17 protein-coding genes are annotated in these 15,915 nt (G+C 61.9%); 16 read left to right on the top strand and 1 reads right to left on the bottom strand.

The features are described from left to right. The first annotated feature begins 1 nt into the window (after position 1). From B8991_RS04805 to B8991_RS04730, 16 genes are all read left to right on the top strand, one after another. Positions 2-1,060: an ABC transporter ATP-binding protein gene (locus B8991_RS04805; protein ID WP_084350844.1), complete on the top strand. Its 1,059-nt coding sequence runs from the start codon at positions 2-4 to the stop codon at positions 1,058-1,060. Then, entirely contained in the window at positions 1,057-1,923 is an 867-nt protein-coding gene (locus B8991_RS04800) for a carbohydrate kinase family protein (RefSeq protein ID WP_084350842.1), read from the top strand. The genes B8991_RS04805 and B8991_RS04800 overlap by 4 nt, the downstream gene beginning before the upstream one ends. Positions 1,924-2,080: 157 nt before the next feature. After that, positions 2,081-3,007, top strand: coding sequence for a hypothetical protein (locus B8991_RS04795; protein ID WP_084350840.1), 927 nt, complete (start codon positions 2,081-2,083; stop codon positions 3,005-3,007). 85 nt (positions 3,008-3,092) lie between these two features. Next, a complete protein-coding gene (locus B8991_RS04790; protein WP_084350838.1) occupies positions 3,093-4,049 on the top strand; it encodes an AAA family ATPase in 957 nt (318 codons plus the stop codon). After that, positions 4,046-4,948, top strand: coding sequence for a DUF58 domain-containing protein (locus B8991_RS04785; protein ID WP_084350836.1), 903 nt, complete (start codon positions 4,046-4,048; stop codon positions 4,946-4,948). The genes B8991_RS04790 and B8991_RS04785 overlap by 4 nt, the downstream gene beginning before the upstream one ends. After that, positions 4,945-5,322: a hypothetical protein gene (locus tag B8991_RS04780; protein ID WP_084350833.1), complete on the top strand. Its 378-nt coding sequence runs from the start codon at positions 4,945-4,947 to the stop codon at positions 5,320-5,322. The genes B8991_RS04785 and B8991_RS04780 overlap by 4 nt, the downstream gene beginning before the upstream one ends. Beyond that, entirely contained in the window at positions 5,315-6,280 is a 966-nt protein-coding gene (locus B8991_RS04775; RefSeq protein WP_084350831.1) for a VWA domain-containing protein, read from the top strand. The genes B8991_RS04780 and B8991_RS04775 overlap by 8 nt, the downstream gene beginning before the upstream one ends. Continuing rightward, a complete protein-coding gene (locus B8991_RS04770) occupies positions 6,259-7,173 on the top strand; it encodes a vWA domain-containing protein (RefSeq protein ID WP_235866540.1) in 915 nt (304 codons plus the stop codon). The genes B8991_RS04775 and B8991_RS04770 overlap by 22 nt, the downstream gene beginning before the upstream one ends. Further along, positions 7,170-7,844: a tetratricopeptide repeat protein gene (locus B8991_RS04765; protein WP_084350826.1), complete on the top strand. Its 675-nt coding sequence runs from the start codon at positions 7,170-7,172 to the stop codon at positions 7,842-7,844. The genes B8991_RS04770 and B8991_RS04765 overlap by 4 nt, the downstream gene beginning before the upstream one ends. Further along, a complete protein-coding gene (locus B8991_RS04760) occupies positions 7,841-9,043 on the top strand; it encodes a BatD family protein (protein ID WP_084350824.1) in 1,203 nt (400 codons plus the stop codon). Before B8991_RS04765 ends, B8991_RS04760 begins: the two co-directional genes overlap by 4 nt. Positions 9,044-9,122: 79 nt before the next feature. Next, the gene (gene gfa / locus B8991_RS04755; RefSeq protein ID WP_084350821.1) at positions 9,123-9,749 is read left to right on the top strand and encodes an S-(hydroxymethyl)glutathione synthase; all 627 of its coding nucleotides are present in this window, start codon (positions 9,123-9,125) and stop codon (positions 9,747-9,749) included. Positions 9,750-9,845: 96 nt separating this feature from the next. Further along, the gene (locus B8991_RS04750; RefSeq protein ID WP_084350819.1) at positions 9,846-10,571 is read left to right on the top strand and encodes a LuxR C-terminal-related transcriptional regulator; all 726 of its coding nucleotides are present in this window, start codon (positions 9,846-9,848) and stop codon (positions 10,569-10,571) included. A gap of 10 nt (positions 10,572-10,581) precedes the next feature. Next, positions 10,582-11,751, top strand: coding sequence for an FIST N-terminal domain-containing protein (locus B8991_RS04745; RefSeq protein ID WP_084350817.1), 1,170 nt, complete (start codon positions 10,582-10,584; stop codon positions 11,749-11,751). After that, complete coding sequence (locus B8991_RS04740; RefSeq protein WP_179141431.1) at positions 11,748-14,003, top strand: ATP-binding response regulator; 2,256 nt, start codon at positions 11,748-11,750, stop codon at positions 14,001-14,003. Before B8991_RS04745 ends, B8991_RS04740 begins: the two co-directional genes overlap by 4 nt. A 12-nt stretch (positions 14,004-14,015) precedes the next feature. Further along, positions 14,016-14,681 (top strand): hypothetical protein, encoded by a 666-nt coding sequence (locus B8991_RS04735; protein ID WP_143514489.1) that lies wholly within the window; start codon positions 14,016-14,018, stop codon positions 14,679-14,681. Further along, positions 14,678-15,028, top strand: a complete 351-nt coding sequence (locus B8991_RS04730; protein ID WP_084350813.1) for a hypothetical protein — start codon at positions 14,678-14,680, stop codon at positions 15,026-15,028. Before B8991_RS04735 ends, B8991_RS04730 begins: the two co-directional genes overlap by 4 nt. A 14-nt stretch (positions 15,029-15,042) precedes the next feature. Here the strand turns inward: B8991_RS04730 and B8991_RS04725 are convergent, their stop codons facing one another. After that, positions 15,043-15,852, bottom strand: coding sequence for a quinoprotein dehydrogenase-associated SoxYZ-like carrier (locus B8991_RS04725; RefSeq protein ID WP_084350811.1), 810 nt, complete (start codon positions 15,850-15,852; stop codon positions 15,043-15,045). Positions 15,853-15,915 lie beyond the last annotated feature (63 nt).

Here is a 15,915-nt window from a genome sequence, read left to right as displayed (position 1 = left end):
AATGGCCGATCTGTCGATCCGCGATCTGGTGAAACGCTATGACAAGACGCAAGTGCTGCACGGTATCAGCCTTGACGTGGAGGATGGCGAATTCGTGGTTTTTGTCGGGCCTTCAGGCTGTGGCAAGTCCACCACCTTGCGGATGATAGCGGGGCTAGAGGAAATCACCTCGGGCGAGGTGTCCATCGCCGGGCGCTTGGTCAACAACCTTGAACCCAAAGAGCGCGACATCGCCATGGTGTTCCAGAATTACGCGATCTATCCGCATATGACGGTGCGCAAGAATATCGGCTTCGGGCTTCGCACCGCCAAGATGCCGCGCGCCGACAAGGAGCGCCGGATCGACGAGGTTGCCGTGATCCTTGGCATGACCGACCTTCTGGACCGCAAGCCCAGCCAGTTGTCAGGCGGGCAGCGCCAGCGCGTCGCCATCGGGCGGGCCATGGTGCGCGACCCGGCGGTGTTCCTGTTTGACGAGCCGCTCAGCAATCTGGATGCGCAACTGCGCACGCAGATGCGGCTGGAGATCAAGAAACTGCACCAGCGGGTCGGGAACACGATTATCTTCGTGACCCACGATCAGGTCGAGGCGATGACCATGGCCGACCGGATCGTCATCATGAAGGACGGCCATATACAGCAAGTCGGCACGCCGTCCGAGGTGTATCACAGCCCGGCAAATACATTTGTCGCGCGGTTCATCGGGGCGCCCTCGATGAACATGCTGCCCGGCGTGGTCGAGGACGGTGGCAAGATTTGGCTGGACAGCGGCACAGAGGTCACGCTGAACACCGCCGCCAAGCCCGGTCAGGCAGTGGTGCTGGGCGTGCGGCCGGAGGATCTTTATCCCGGCGATGGCCCGGCGCTGGTGCGGGGGCCGGTGCTGGTCCGTGAACCACTGGGGGCGGAAACACTGATCTATGTCGGGCGCGAAGGCGACGAGGTGATCGCAAAGGCGGATGGGCGCACCCCGCCCGAGGTGGGCGAAGAGGTTACGCTGACAGCGGCATTGGAAAACCTGCATGTATTCGACGCCGAAACCGGCGAGGCGCTGCGGTGAGCCTTGAGGGTGCGGTCGTGTGCGCGGGTCGGCTATATTGCGACCTGATCTTCACCGGCGTGCCGCGCCTGCCCAGCATGGGAACAGAGATCTACGCCTCGGGGCTGGGACTTCATGCGGGCGGCGGAGCGTTCATAACAGCGGCGCATTTCGGGGCCTTGGGGCGGCACGCGGCGCTGGCGGCGACCTTGCCCGGCGCACCGTTTGACACGGTCGTTGCCGGTGATCTGGCGCATGCCGGGTTGAACCTGATTCTGTGCCGCGCAGCACCTGACGGCAATGATCCGCAAATTACCGTGGTGTTGACGGGTACGGACGACCGCGCCTTCGTCACCCGCCGGGCCGGTCCCGCCCTGCCGCGCCTGACGGCTGGCGATCTGCGCGGGTCCAGGCATATGCATATCGGAGAGTTGGCGACGCTGGTGGAATGCCCCTGGCTGATCGACGCGGCGCGCGGTGCCGGGCTGACCCTGTCGCTTGACTGCGCGTGGGACGAAACGCTGGACGCCAAAGGTGCAGCGCCGCTGATCGCACAGGTCGATGTTTTCCTGCCCAATGCTGTCGAGGCGCAACGCCTTGTCGCCGCAGGGCTGCCGCCGCCCTGGTCCAGCCTTGACGTGATTAAGCGCGGCGCTGAAGGTGCAAGCGCCGGGCATGGTGATACGGCAATGGCCGCGCCCGCCATCGCCGTGACGCCGGTTGACACGACCGGCGCGGGAGACGCGTTCAATGCCGGTTTTCTGAATGCCTGGCTTGATGGCGCGGGAGTCGAGGCATCGCTGCGGCAGGGCAACGACCGTGCAGCGCGTGCGATTTCCGGGCGGGGCGGGTTCAACCCCGCTGCAACAGAGGCAGCGACCTAACCTGCCTTGCGCCGATATTGCGCATCCTCACCCCGCCACCAATCGGCAGGCCTGACACGGGCGGGTGCCATCCACGACGCTTCGGGCAGTCAAGCGCAACATGACCCAGAGCCGCCTTCAGAGTGGAAGTTGGCCCCAATCCCGCTAAACTCTGCCCATGCGTGGCGGTTTGTTTCTTTGTGGTGTCGTGGCTTTGGTCCTTCTGGTCGCAGGGCAGGGGCGCGCTGCGGATCGGCAGAGCTTTCTTGAGCTGGCGCGCAGCGGCTGGAACTATCAGCTGCGTTCGACAATGCTGGGTCGGGATATGTCGATCCCGATCCATATCAACGGGCGCGACCTGTCGGGCGCGGCGCTGTGCCTTATTGGTGATCCGCCGACCGCGCAATCGCTGGCGGTGCTGGACACGTTCCGCGCACTGGCCCGCCATGTCTTTGGAAAGCCGCTTCCGATGCGCTACGCAGGGCGGCACGCGCGGTCATGCGGATCAGGTCGGACCGCCATTCTGCGGCTTTATTCAGGTTTTCCCCCAAATCAGGCGCTGACGCAGGATCTTGACTGGATGAATGACGCCTACGGGCTGGGACTGCTGCCCGGACGATTTTACGCGGCAAATTCCCCGGCCATGGCGCAGACCTTCTTTGGCAGGCGCGGGGCCACGACGCATCTGATGGTCCAGCAGGCAGTGTCCCCGCCGGGGTCGCTGGAGGAGGCCTATTATCGGTCCATACTGATCGAAGAGTTGTTTCAAAGCTTCACCTTCGGGATGGACGTGCTGCTGATACGGCGCGACCCTGTTTTCCTGTCAAAGCTTCAGGAAGTGCCGCTGAATACGCATCGCCTGCCCTGGGGTTCCAAAGCGTTCATGTCGGCATTGCTCCGGTCCAACCCGTCAAGGCTGTGCGAATTTGACGTGTTTATGATGCACGCGGTTGCGGGTTCGGCTGTGGACCAGACAACAGAACCCGCTTTCATCGACTATATCGATACCGAATTCGACCGGTTGGCAGCATTGACAGAGGCTACGCGAGCCGATCCGCGGTTCTCACTCATTCTCGATCCGGACTGTCGCGCCGCCACGCAATGATGCGACTTACGACGGTATAGTGCTGTGTCAAACGATGCCCTAACATCTCCGCAAAATGGCGCCGAAAAGGCGACGAGGAGGATACATGGACGCATTGCCAAACAGCCCACCAGAGAACATGCGATCGCTGCTTGGCTATCTGTCGCAGGGCCTTGTCGGACACGAGCGGCTGATCGAGCGACTGATGATCTCTTTGCTGACCGGTGGGCATCTTTTGCTGGAAGGGCCGCCAGGGCTGGCCAAGACGCGCGCGGTCAAATGGCTGTCAAACGCGGTCGAAGGCAGTTTTGCCCGGATCCAGTGTACGCCTGATCTGATGCCTGCCGATCTGACCGGGACGCCGGTGTTTCGTCCGCAAACCGGCACGTTTGAATTTGTGCCCGGTCCGGTCTTTCACAATCTGGTGCTGGTGGACGAGATCAACCGCGCGCCACCCAAGGTGCAATCGGCGCTTCTGGAGGCGATGGCCGAAGGGCAGGTCACGGCTGGCAACCAGACTCATGCCCTGCCGGACCCGTTTCTGGTCGTCGCAACGCAGAACCCGATTGAGCATGACGGCACGTTTCCATTGCCAGAGGCGCAGTTGGACCGGTTCCTGCTTTACGTCAATCTTGACCTGCCTGACGCACAGACCGAACGGCAGATCCTTGATCTGGTCGAAACCGAGGCTGCCCAGCCGCCCGTCGCAGCGGGGCAGATGCCGCTGGCGGCCCTGCAAGAGGCGCGGCGGCAGGCCATGGCGGTGCATCTGTCACCGGAACTGCGCGACTATATCGTTCGCCTTGTGACCGCGACGCGTAAAGGGGAGCTGGCCGCCGAGATCGAACATGCCGTCTCGCCGCGTGGATCGCTGGCGTTGGCTGCGGCCTCCAAGGCGCGGGCCTATCTGCGGGGGCGGGATTATGCCTTGCCGGAGGATGTCGCCGATCTTGCCGGGGACACGATGGCGCACAGGATGGTTCTGTCATGGCGCGCCGTCGCCGAAGGCCGCAGCCAGCGCGACGTGGTTGCCACCATCCTTGGCGCGGTCGAGGCGCTGTGACCGCCGCGTTGAAGGCACCGGGCGTCACGCTGTCCGCGACAGAGCTGATCGCCTTGCGCCAAGTGGCCTTGCGTCCATTGGACGAACCGGTGCTCGCCGCGCTGCCGGGCGGCTTTGCCATCAGGCGCAAGGGCCACGGTCAAGAGGTGGCCGATGTGCGCGAATATGTGGCGGGCGACGATATACGGCATCTCGACAAGGGTACAACGGCGCGCACCGGCGCATTGCATGTTCGCCAATTCCACGAGGAGCGCGACCGCGTATCGCTGCTGGTGGCGGATTTTCGACCTTCGATGCTGTGGGGAATTTCGCGCGCCTTCCGGTCCGTCGCCGCGGCAGAGGCGCTGTGCCTGATTGGATGGCGCATCGTGGTCGAAGGCGGGCGCGTGGGATTGCTGGCCATGTTGCCGGATGGTCAGGTTGTCGTGGCACCGCGTGGCCGGGCGCGGGGAATGCTGGATGTCATAGGTGGTTTGGCGCGGGCGCATGACATGGCGCTGCAATCGGTGATAGACGGACATTCCGAAGATCGCACGCTGGACGAGGCCTTGTCGCGGACAGAGCGGCTTGTGTCCGCCGGGGCAGAGGTGCTTATCGCGTCCGGTTTTGACCATATGGGCGAGGGATTGGCCGATAGGCTGTCATCTCTGGCGCGGCGTCGGGTGCCGCGTCTGATACGGGTGGTCGACGGGGCAACCGACAACCTGCCAGCGGGGCGCTACCCTATTCGGTTGCCCGATGGCCGGCGGATACGCGTCGCGATGCACGACAAATCCGCGACGCCACCAGAGATGGAAACCATTGCCGGGCGTCCCGCGCTGCTCGTGAATGCAGGCGCAGAAATCGTAGAAACCGCGCGCCGACTGGCGACATCCCTGCCATCGGATCGCACACCATGAACGAAAGGGCGCTGAGCGAACACGCCTTGCAGGCCGGGCTGCGCGACATCCGGCTTCCGGCGGAAGCGACGGGCGGGATGGGCGCAGAGCTTGCCGCCGCAATTGCTTTAGCGGCAATTGCGGCTTTGATGATTGGCCTGATCGCCCGGCAGTTTCTTGGTCGAAAGCCGCGCCCCGCCCCCGCCCGGCCCACTCTTGCCCGACGACTTGGCGAACTCGACGCATTGCCTGACGCCGAGCGGCGGATAGCCTTGCTTCATTTACTGAAATTATACGACCCTTCGCAGTTTTCCGCGCTGTGTGACGGCCTGTACCGTCCTGATGGCGGGCCGGACAGCGCGACCCTGCGTGCGGCGTTGGCGCGCCATGCTTGAGCTGGCAACCCCCTGGGCCTTGGCCTTGCTGCCCTTGCCATTGCTGGCGGTGCGGTTCCTGCCACCGATCCGTGCGGGTGGCACGGCGCTGGCCGTGCCTGAACGCATCGGGGCGGCACTGATCAGGCGGTCCCGCGGGGCAGGATCAGACATGCCCGCGCGCCTGCAACGCGCCTTGCCGTGGCTGATCTGGGTTTTGACGGTGCTGGCGCTTTGCGGCCCCCGGATGCCAGAGCCGGTGGCTGCGCTGAAGGTCTCGGGCCGCGATCTGGCGATTGCGCTGGATCTGTCCGGGTCAATGGTGCGGGACGATTTCTATCTCGACGGCGCGCAAGTGAGCCGGCTGGAGGCCGTTACCGCCGTCGGGTCCGCTTTTGCCCGCCGCCGCGCCGGGGACCGGGTGGCGCTGATCGTTTTCGGCTCTGACGCGTATTACGCCACGCCGTTCACCTTTGATACCGAAGCGGTCGCCCGCCGGATCGAGGAGGCGACCATAGGCATTTCCGGCCGCGCGACCAATATTTCCGACGCATTGGGGCTGGCCCTGAAACGGCTGGAAGCGTCTGAGGCCGCCACGCGCGTGGTCATTCTGCTGTCGGACGGGGCCAATAATGCGGGTGCCACAAACCCGCAGGGCGTCGCGCGACTGGCCGCCGATATGGGCGTTCGGGTGCATACGATCGCGCTTGGCCCGAAGGATGAAACGACCGCAGAGGAAGGCGAGCGTGGCGTGGTCGATGCCACGACCCTGCGGGCCATTTCGGACGTGTCGGGCGGGCAGAGCTTTCGCGTGCGGACCACCGAAGACCTTGTCGCCGTCACCGAAGCGCTGGACCGGCTGGAGGCCACCGACAGCGACGGGCTGTCGGCAGAGGTCTATGCCGAATTCTGGATCTGGCCCGCAGTCTTGGCAATGCTGGGGTGCGTTGGCCTTGCATGGCGGGAACAATCCGCATGATCGGCGATCTGACATTGCTGCGGCCCCTGTGGCTTCTGGCGCTACCCGTCCTCGCAGTGCTGGCCGTGTGGCTGTACCGCCATCAGGGCGGCATCGGTGGGTGGGAACGCGCCATTCGGCCAGAGCTTTTGCGGGCAATGGCAGCGCTTGGGCGGGTCGAGACACGGCGTGACAGGGTGCCTTTGATTGCCGCAGTCGGGGCGGCTGCCGTCGCGGTGCTGGCCCTGTCCGGTCCGGCGGTGGAAAGACGCGATGCGGTGTCCTTCCGAAATCTCGACGGTGTTGTTCTTGTCGTTGACGCCTCGCCCAGCGTGACGGAAAGCCCCCGCTGGCAGGATCTGGTCACGATGGGCCGGTTCGGGATTGCGTCGCTCGGCTCGCGTCCCGGCGGGATGGTGGTGTATGCAGGCGATGCCTATGTCGCCACGGACCTGACGGCGGATCACAAACAGTTGGGCCAGACCCTGTCGCTGATCGGTCCCGAAACGGTGCCTGATCCCGGATCACGGCCGGAACGCGGGTTGGATCTTGCAGGTGTGATGCTGACCGAAGCAGAGGTGCTGGCCGGGGATGTGGTCCTGTTCACCGATGGCGCAGGGCTGGGCCCTGACAGTCTGACCGTGGCAGAGCGGATTGCGGCGGAGGGCGCGCGGCTGTCGATCATCGCTTTCGGCCCGTTAACGCCCGAGATGGAGGCACATGCCGCGATTGGTGGCGGCACGCTGATGTCGCTGGACGCGCCGGACGACCTATCCGATTGGTTGACGGGGCAGGCGCGTGACCGGCTGGAACAACAATCCTATCCGCTTTTGTTCTGGCGTGACATGGGGCGGGCGTTGTTGGCGTTGGCCCTGATCCCGATGCTGATGTTGTTTCGCAGGCAGATGACATGAAGGTGCTGGCATTGATAGCTGCCGCCGCAACCGCGTTGGCCCTGATCCTCGGCGGAACGTCCGGTTTCGGCCGGGTCCTGCTGTCGGCAGGAATGCCCGCATTGGCGACACCCCTATTCAAGGATGCGCAGTGGCGCGGGGTTGCGCTCTATCGCGCCCGGAAGCTGTCCGACGCGGCAGAAGCGTTTGCCGATGCCCGGGCCTATTACAATCTTGGAACGGCGCAGGCGCGGGATGGCAAATATTCGGCCGCGCTTGAGGCCTATGATCGTGTGATTCCCGGAGGAGACGGCGACGCACAGGCCAATTTTGACCTGATTGCTGCTTATTATGCATCGCTTGGGATCGACCCGGAGGTTCTTGGGCTGTTCGGAGAGCAAAAAGAAGGCGTAATTGAGGAATCGTTTGTCGCGCAGGGCAATGCGCGCGCCGCCGGGACGGGGGATGAGGTCACCAATGCGTCGGCCATGCTTGGCAATGTCGAACTGCGCAGCAACGCATCCCAGAAGGTGCGGCGCGTGTTCGACGACCGGTTCATGGTGGCGGATGAACGCTGGCTACGGCAATTGGCAGATGTGCCGGGCGAATACCTCGCCGCGCGTATCTCGCAGGAACGTAAGCGGCGAAAGGCCCTGGGGCTGGAGCCACCCACGCCGGAGGATCCGCGATGAGGATGGTCTGTCTGCTGATCACGATGCTTTTTGCGGGTCCGGTTTTGGCACAATCGCGCAACGTCGAGCCGCAGGATCTGCAACTGACGGTCACTGTTCTGGAGCAGGACGCACAACCTTATGCCCGCGAGATGATCCCGATCCTGATCCGCGGGGTTTATCGTCGGCACATCACCCTTGAGAAACTGGAACAACCTGCGTTGGAAGGGTTCAACTGGACGCAGCTGGGCCCTGATAAATGGAGCGAGGAGCGTCTGAACGGCAAGACCGTCAAGGTGATGGAACGCCGGATGGCGCTATATCCCGAAGACGCGGGCACATTGACCATCGGGCCCTTCACGCATCATCTGACCCTGACCGATGAAGGCGATGACTGGTTCGCGCATGATATTACCTCGCCGCCGGTGACGGTAGAGGTCGCCGCCCCGCCGGATCTGCCGGAGGGCGGTTGGTGGTTCCCGGCCAAACGTGTCGAGATTTCCGACCAATGGTCGAACGCGCCGGACCGTTTGAAGGCGGGTGAGGGCGTGTTGCGGATCGTCCGCATCAAGGCCATCGGCGTGACTCCGGAAATGGTGCCGCCGATGCCAGAGCTTCATTCGCCGTCGGGCATGGTTTTCGCCCATCCCGAAAAGCGCCTGATAGAGCTTTCGCCGGAAGGACCGGTCACTTTCGTATTCTGGCGCTGGACGATCCGGCCGGGCAATGCCTATTCCACCATCGTGGAGCCGCTGCATCTGGAGTATTTCGACACTGACGCGCGGGTGATGCGCGATGTCACGATCTCGGCTCAGCGGGTAGCCTATGACGAAACTGCGCTGCCTCCGGTGCCACCGCCCGCGCGCCCGTCTGTCCTGCCCGGATGGCCGGTCGCCTTTGTCGCGCTGCTGATCTTCGGTGCCGGTCTGGGCTGGATGGTGTCCGGCAGGCGCCCCGACGCTACGGCATTAAGGCGGCGGCTCAAGATCCTCGATCCGTTGACACGACAGATGGCGCGGGCGGCGCGTGCGGGTGAGCCCGCTCAGGTCAGGCGCGCGGCATATGCCTTGGTGGGCCGGGACGGGGCCGGGCCGGAGGACGGCCGCCTTTTGGACGGTCTCGACCGGGCGATATTCGCGCCGGATGCCAACACCCCGGACTTGCGCGGCTTTGTCCGGTCCTTCCTGCAATCGCATGCCAGAGTTAAGACTAAGCGCTGAATTGCCAGACACGCCCGACAGGCAGAGGCTTGCGCACAGCGTTCGACACTGGACGCACTGCCTAAGGGAGGACACGACCATGGGACTATTGGACAATCTGTTCGGGGGTGGAAGCAATGACACTGCCGACACCACGCCCAAATACACGCATGTGAAAATTCATCCACAAGTTGACAGTGGCATCCCGCCGGAAGACCCGAATTTCGGCGGCGGGACGTTGCGGTGCCAGTGCCAGACCAATCCGGTGGTGGTCGAAATCTCTGGCCAGACTGCGCATAACCACGTCTGCGGCTGCACCAAATGCTGGAAGCCCAAGGGTGCGATCTTCAGTCAGGTCGCCGTGACGCCGCGCAGCAATGTCAAAGTCACTGAAAATGCGGACAAACTGGGGATTGTTGACGAAAACGCCGCAATCCAGCGCCATGCCTGCCGCGATTGCGGAACGCACATGGTCGGCCGGATCGAGGATACCGGACACCCGTTTCATGGGTTGGATTTCGTGCATACCGAACTGTCCGCGCAAAAGGGGTGGGCGGCACCGACCTTCGCGGCGTTTGTCTCGTCAATCATTGAAGCCGGGGTGGACCCGTCCCGCATGGACGAGATCCGCGGACGCCTGACAGAGCTGGGGTTGACGCCCTATGATTGCCTGTCCCCGCCCCTGATGGATCTGATCGCGACCCATGTCGCGAAACAAAAGGCCTGATGGCTGCGGACATGGGCGGAAAGTGATCTTAGATGCGTTGAAACGGTTGCAAAAAATCGTCGCTAAGCTAGCTTCTTGAACTGGGAGGCTACTGCTATGCAACACTTTGACGTTGCGGTTCCGGAAGAGACAATCTCTTCGGTGCTGATTGTTGACGACCATCCGCTATACAGCGATGCGCTTGCGTCGGCCTTGGGCGGGGTCTTTGCGGACTGTCAGGTAGAAAAGGCCGGATCTTTGAAAGCGGCGCTCGCATTGCTGGAATCGGGGTTTCACCCGGATCTGGTGATGTTTGATCTGGTCTTGCCGGATGTGAATGGCATCTCGGGGTTCATTTCGTTGCGGGCGCATGTGCCGGATATTCCGATTTTGGTCATCTCTTCGATGACGTCGCATGTGCTTGTGACCTCGTTGATGAACGAGGGTGCCGCCGGTTTTTTGCCGAAGGACACGCCTGCGAACGTGATCCAGACCGTGCTGGCAGAGATCGCGGCGGGGCGCAAATATGTCCCGAAGGATTACCGTCAGGCCCGGCCCGCCGAAACGCCCGAGGATTTGCTGGAGAACATTCACCCCAAGCTGGCCGCGTTGACGCCGCAGCAGCAGAAGGTGATGAAGCTGATATGCGAAGGCAAGCCGAACAAGCAGATCGCCTACGAGCTTGATCTGGCCGAGGCGACGGTCAAGGCGCATATCACGGCGCTGCTGCGACGCCTTGGTGTCAGCAACCGAACGCAGGCCGCCCTGATGGTCGAGGCGGCCCATGCCCAGGCTTTGGAATCGGTCGAGGAGCCGGAGGCGCTTTCGTTCCTCTGCCGTTAGTAGGACGGATATGCGAGACACCAACCCCTGCTCTGGTCCGAAATTTGTGACGGTGGCGCAATCCACCGCCCCTGATGCCCGCGACGCGGTCGAGGAGGCCGCGACGGGTATCGACCTTGTGCAGACGTGTTTTGTGCTGGTGTTGGCACCGTCCGGATTGGACGCGGGCGTTCTGGCCGATGCTTTGGCTGACAGGCTGGACGGTGTGCCGGTGTTTGGCTGCACGACGGCGGGACAGATCACGCCTGCTGGCTACGAGACAGACGCGTTGCTTTTGATCGCGTTTCACAAAGAGAATTTCCGCTGTTCCTCGATCCTGTTCAAACCGCTGAAACCCCTGTCCATCGCGCCGATTATCAGCCAGGTCAAACGCCAGAACAGCCAGTTCCTGCGCACACCGGGCTGGAACCGGCTTGCCTTGGTTTTTGCCGACGGTCTGTCGAAACAAGAGGATCTGCTGGCCTCGGTTCTGGAAACCGTGCTGGAGGGCATTCCGGTCTTCGGCGGCTCTGCCGGGGATGGTCTGGCCTTTGGCGAAACCTTCATCCTGCATAACGGCGCGTTCCATGGCAACGCGGCACTGCTGCTGATGGTCGAGACGAACCTGCAATTCCAAGGCCTCAGCTTTGACCACTTCCTGCCAAACGGCAAGCAACTGGTCATCACCGATGCCAACACCGAAGAGCGTCTGGTCCACGAGATAAACGGTGCCCCGGCGGCAAAGGAATATGCGCGATTGGTCGGCTGTGCAGTCGAGGATCTGTCGCCGCAGGTTTTTGCCGAAAACCCGATGCTGGTCTGCCATAACGAAAACCACTATGTCCGCGCGATCTTTGCCCTGACGAATGGCCAGTCGCTGTCGTTTCTTGCCGCTATCGACGACGGGCTGGTGATGATGCTGGGCCGCGGCAAGAATATCATCGAGACATTGGAAGCAGAGCTGGATGTGCGCGACCCGGCGGGGCGGGCACCGGATTTCATCCTTGCCTTCGATTGCGTGTTGCGAAAGCTGGAATTCGAAGAAAAGCAGCTCGACAGGCACGTCTCCAAGATCTTTCGTCGGCATCGGGTTCTTGGCTTCAACACCTATGGCGAGCAGCATTGCGGGCTGCATATGAACCAGACCTTTGTCGGCGTCGCGTTCTTTGAAAGCGACGGGGGGCACGGGCAATGGACATGATCGACCCGACCGAAGCACCGGATATTCAAGTCGCACGCCAATCCAAGATTATTGCGGCATTGGTCAGGCGGGCTACGCGGCAAAACGAGGTTGGCACGACAGCGTATAGCGCCTTTCAATCGGCCATCGAGTTGCAGGCGCAGGTCGCTGCAAAGACCCGTGATCTGGAACGGGCGGCGACCGAGTTGGAAAGCGTTCAATATGATCGAGAGCGCACCCGCCGCAATCTGGACGAGGCGCTGTCGGCGATGGGTGACGGGCTGGCGCTGTTCACCGGTAAGCAGCTCGATATTTGCAACGATCTTTTTCAGCACCTCTTGCAGGATGTCTCGGATCAGGTGGTTCCGGGGCTTAGCCTGACGGGATATTTCAGCCTTCTGACACAAAGCGCGCATGTCCTGTCACTGGACCGGAAAATTACGCAAGCGGATGTGGCCGCCCCGACGTTGTCGGTCGTGATCGAGATGACCGAGGACCGCTGGTACCGGCTGAACATGGAGCGGACCTCTGCCGGAACGCGCATCCTGTTGTTGACGGAAATCACGTCGATCGTGCGGCAGAACCGGACCGAGAAAGAGCGGCTGATCGACAGACAGGCCGACTACCTTCAGGCGGTGTTCGAGAACATGACCTCGGGCGTGTGTACCTTTTCTTCGACGGGCCGGGTGATGATGCATAACCTGCCGTTCCGGCAATTGTTGGGCCTGCCCTACGGTGCTGTGGAAAAGGGCATGTCGCTTCACAGCCTGCTGGCCTTTCTCACGCGACGCGGGGTGATCGAAGGTGCCACGATTTTGATGGTCGAACAATGGCAGGCGCGGTTGCTGCGCAGCGGACGGTTTCGGCAGCGGGTGCGCAGTGTCACCGACAGGGTCTTTGATCTTCAGGCCAATATGCTGCCGGATGGCGGCTTTCTGGTCGAACTGAAGGATGTCACGCTGGAAGCGCGCGCAACCGAGATGCTGGAAAACCGGGTGCAGGAGCGCACGGCAGAACTGACCCGCGCAAATGCGCGCCTTACGGAACAATATGACGAAAAGGCCCGCGTCGAGGAAGAGCTGCGCTTTGCCAAGGAGCGCGCCGAAGCTGCGGTGTCGTCCAAGACCCGTTTTCTGGCGGCGGCCAGCCATGACCTGTTGCAGCCCATCAATGCCGCCAAGCTGTTGATTGCGACATTGCAACAAAACACTATGGGGTCGCCGCACGCCCCCCTGACAGAGCGGTTGAAAGGGGCTTTCACGTCCATTGAGCAATTGTTGCATGCCCTGCTGGATATATCGCGGTTGGACAGTATCGAAGAGGATGCGGTGACGGCCCGCACGCTGAACCTCGGCACGATTTTGCAAGGTGTCTACGAGGATCAGACCCCGCTGGCCGAACAAAAGGGCGCGAAGCTTGTGATGGTGCCGTGCAATCATCATGTCCGGTCCGATCCGGTCTATCTGCTGCGGTCCATTCAGAACCTTGTGGTGAACGCGATCCAGTACACAGAGCCGGGCGGCAAGGTTCTGTTTGGGTGCAGGCGTCGCGGTGACAAGGTCGAATTGCAGGTCTGGGACACCGGCATCGGCATCGGTGAGGAAGATCAAAGCCGCATCTTCGAAGAATTCGCTCGTGCCGGAAATGTGCCCGTCGGTTCAGGTGTCGGGCTGGGCCTGTCGATTGTCGAACGGACGTGCCGCCATCTCGGGCACCGGCTTTGGATGTCGTCAGAACTGGGCGTTGGATCGGTCTTTTGTATCGAGATGGACCGCGTGGGCGATTCCATCGGCGACTCCGAACCCGTGAAGGCGGCATTGAGCTTTGGTGACGTGCCGTTGGATCATATCGCCTTGGTGGTAGAGAATGACGCGGATGTGCTGTTTGCCACGACACAGACTTTGCAGGGCTGGGGGGCAAGCGTATTGCCTGCGGCGTCCACCGAAGAAGCCGTGAACTTTGTTCGGGATATGGGAATGCCACCGGACATCATGCTGGTGGATTATCAATTGGACGGCGCGGATACCGGCCTGCGCACCATAGAGACCATCCGCCGGGAAACCGGCACGAATGTCCCGGCGATCATGATAACCGCCGATCGGCGGGAAAGCTTGTTGCGGGCCGGGAAGCGGATGGACTTCACAGTCATGACCAAACCATTGCAGTTGTCGCGCCTGCGTCCGCTGATCGAATGGAAGGTCAAGGAGCACACCGCCGGAGTGCAGCCGAAAGTCGGGCATGACACTGCCGGACAGGGGAATACTCTCGGCTGAGGGAGGAATTTTATGATGCTGAAACAACTGGCCTTTGCGATTGCACTATTGGCGGCACCAGCCGTCGCGAATTCGGCGGACGGGGCCAAGACCTATGACCTGCTGTTCCGCAATGGAACATTGGACGAGATCAGCCGAGACAAAACGCTGTTCTATCACCGCGAGGTCACCAACGCCTTGAAACCAGAGGCGGGCGAGCGAGACACCGGAGACATCGCGCTGAACTTTTCGACCGACGAGGATGGGATGCTGAAAATCTCATTCCACAAAGAGGACAAGATGCGCGGTATGGGGCGTTTCCCGGCCAGCGTCGGTAATCCGATGATCATGGTCTTTTATGAATCGGTCATCCGCGACATGGCGGAATCGGCGGGTGGCAGTCCTTTTTACATCCGCAATCGGGTCAAGGACGCGCTGATCCAGACGTCGGAGGTGATCGAGGGCGAAGCAGAAGTTGACGGGCGCATGGTGGCCACAAAGACGGTCAGCCTGTTCCCGTTCAAGGACGACCCGAACCGCGACCGGATGCAAGGCTTCGGCGACTTGGAAATGCAGGTGGTGATGTCCGAGGACGTGCCCGGCTGGTATCTTAGCATGACGGCAGATGCGCCCGGTGCGGGCGACGGCCCGGTTTACCATTCGGAGATCACGTTTGATACGCTGGGGGAAACGAGATGAAAGGCCTGACCTGCGCGCTCATTCTGGCAGTTGCACCGCTGGCGGCCAGCGCGCAAAGCGTTGCACAGCAATATAACGACTACCCGACAGCCGCTCGCGCGGATTACGTCTTTGCCTGTATGGCCACGAACGGGCGCAGCCGCGAGGTGCTGCAACAATGCGCCTGCTCGATAGATGAGATTGCCACAATCCTGCCATACGAAAAATACTTGCAGGCGGAAACGGTCCTTTCGATGCGGCGCACGGGGGGCGAACGCATGGCCGTTTTCAACAGCGCCGTCGTGGCCGAGGCTTTGGTGGCCGACCTGCGCCGCGCGCAGGCCGAAGCAGAGATTATCTGTTTCTGAGGGTGTCGGGCCGATCAGCCCTGCGCCGCTTTGCTCAGATCATGCGCGAAGCTGTTGCCATCGGTATCCGTGGCTTTGACGGTCAGCATCTCGGCACCGTTATCGGTGTAGGAAAATCGAAAGACCGGGTTTTCGGAAATCGAGATGCCACCATCGACAGTGAACAGCAGATCCTCGCCCTGCCAGACCTCCATATGATCGATGAAATGCGCGGGGATGAACAGCTGTGTCACCTGATCGCGTTGCAGCCCGGAGTAATTCGGGTGCCGGATCATGATCTGCGCCTCGCGACGCGGTGTAGACATGGCAGGCTCGCCAAACAGGCGCAGCTTCATCTTGCCAATGCCGGCCAGTGCCTGTTCGGGGTCCTTGGTTGCGGGAGCGGAACAGCCGCCAGAGGCTTTGACATACCGGCCCGACATGGACAGGCCCTGATCTGTTTCTGCGATCACCCGGAGATTGGAATACTGGTCCACGCGCACGCGCAACTCGAAATCGAGCGGGGCCATTGCGTCGGAAAATTCCATGACAGCGGCCACGGGGGCCGGGTTCTCGTCAATGACCACAGTTGCTTTTTTGATCGGCAGCGATGGGTCAAGCTGGCGCAGCACCACTGGAACCGTCGCGGCATCATGCGCGCGGTAAGGCGCATCGACACTGATGATGGCGGCCCCATCGGCAAGCGGGGCGTCCCCCAGAATATCCGGGCGCAGGTCCTGCCAGGTTGCGCTTTCGGTTAACGGGTTCGTGATCGGGTCATCGGCGAAAGCGGGCGATGCGAACAACGCAACAACGACCGCCGTGATAATGGCTGGATTGGCCATGCCTCCTCCTCTTGCATGGGTACAAAGCGAATTATGACACAAATTCAGGTTTTCTGATATAGA

This window comes from Primorskyibacter flagellatus, assembly GCF_900176485.1.
Classification (GTDB): Bacteria; Pseudomonadota; Alphaproteobacteria; order Rhodobacterales; family Rhodobacteraceae; genus Primorskyibacter; species Primorskyibacter flagellatus.
This window is presented reverse-complemented; position numbering and strand designations above follow the sequence as displayed.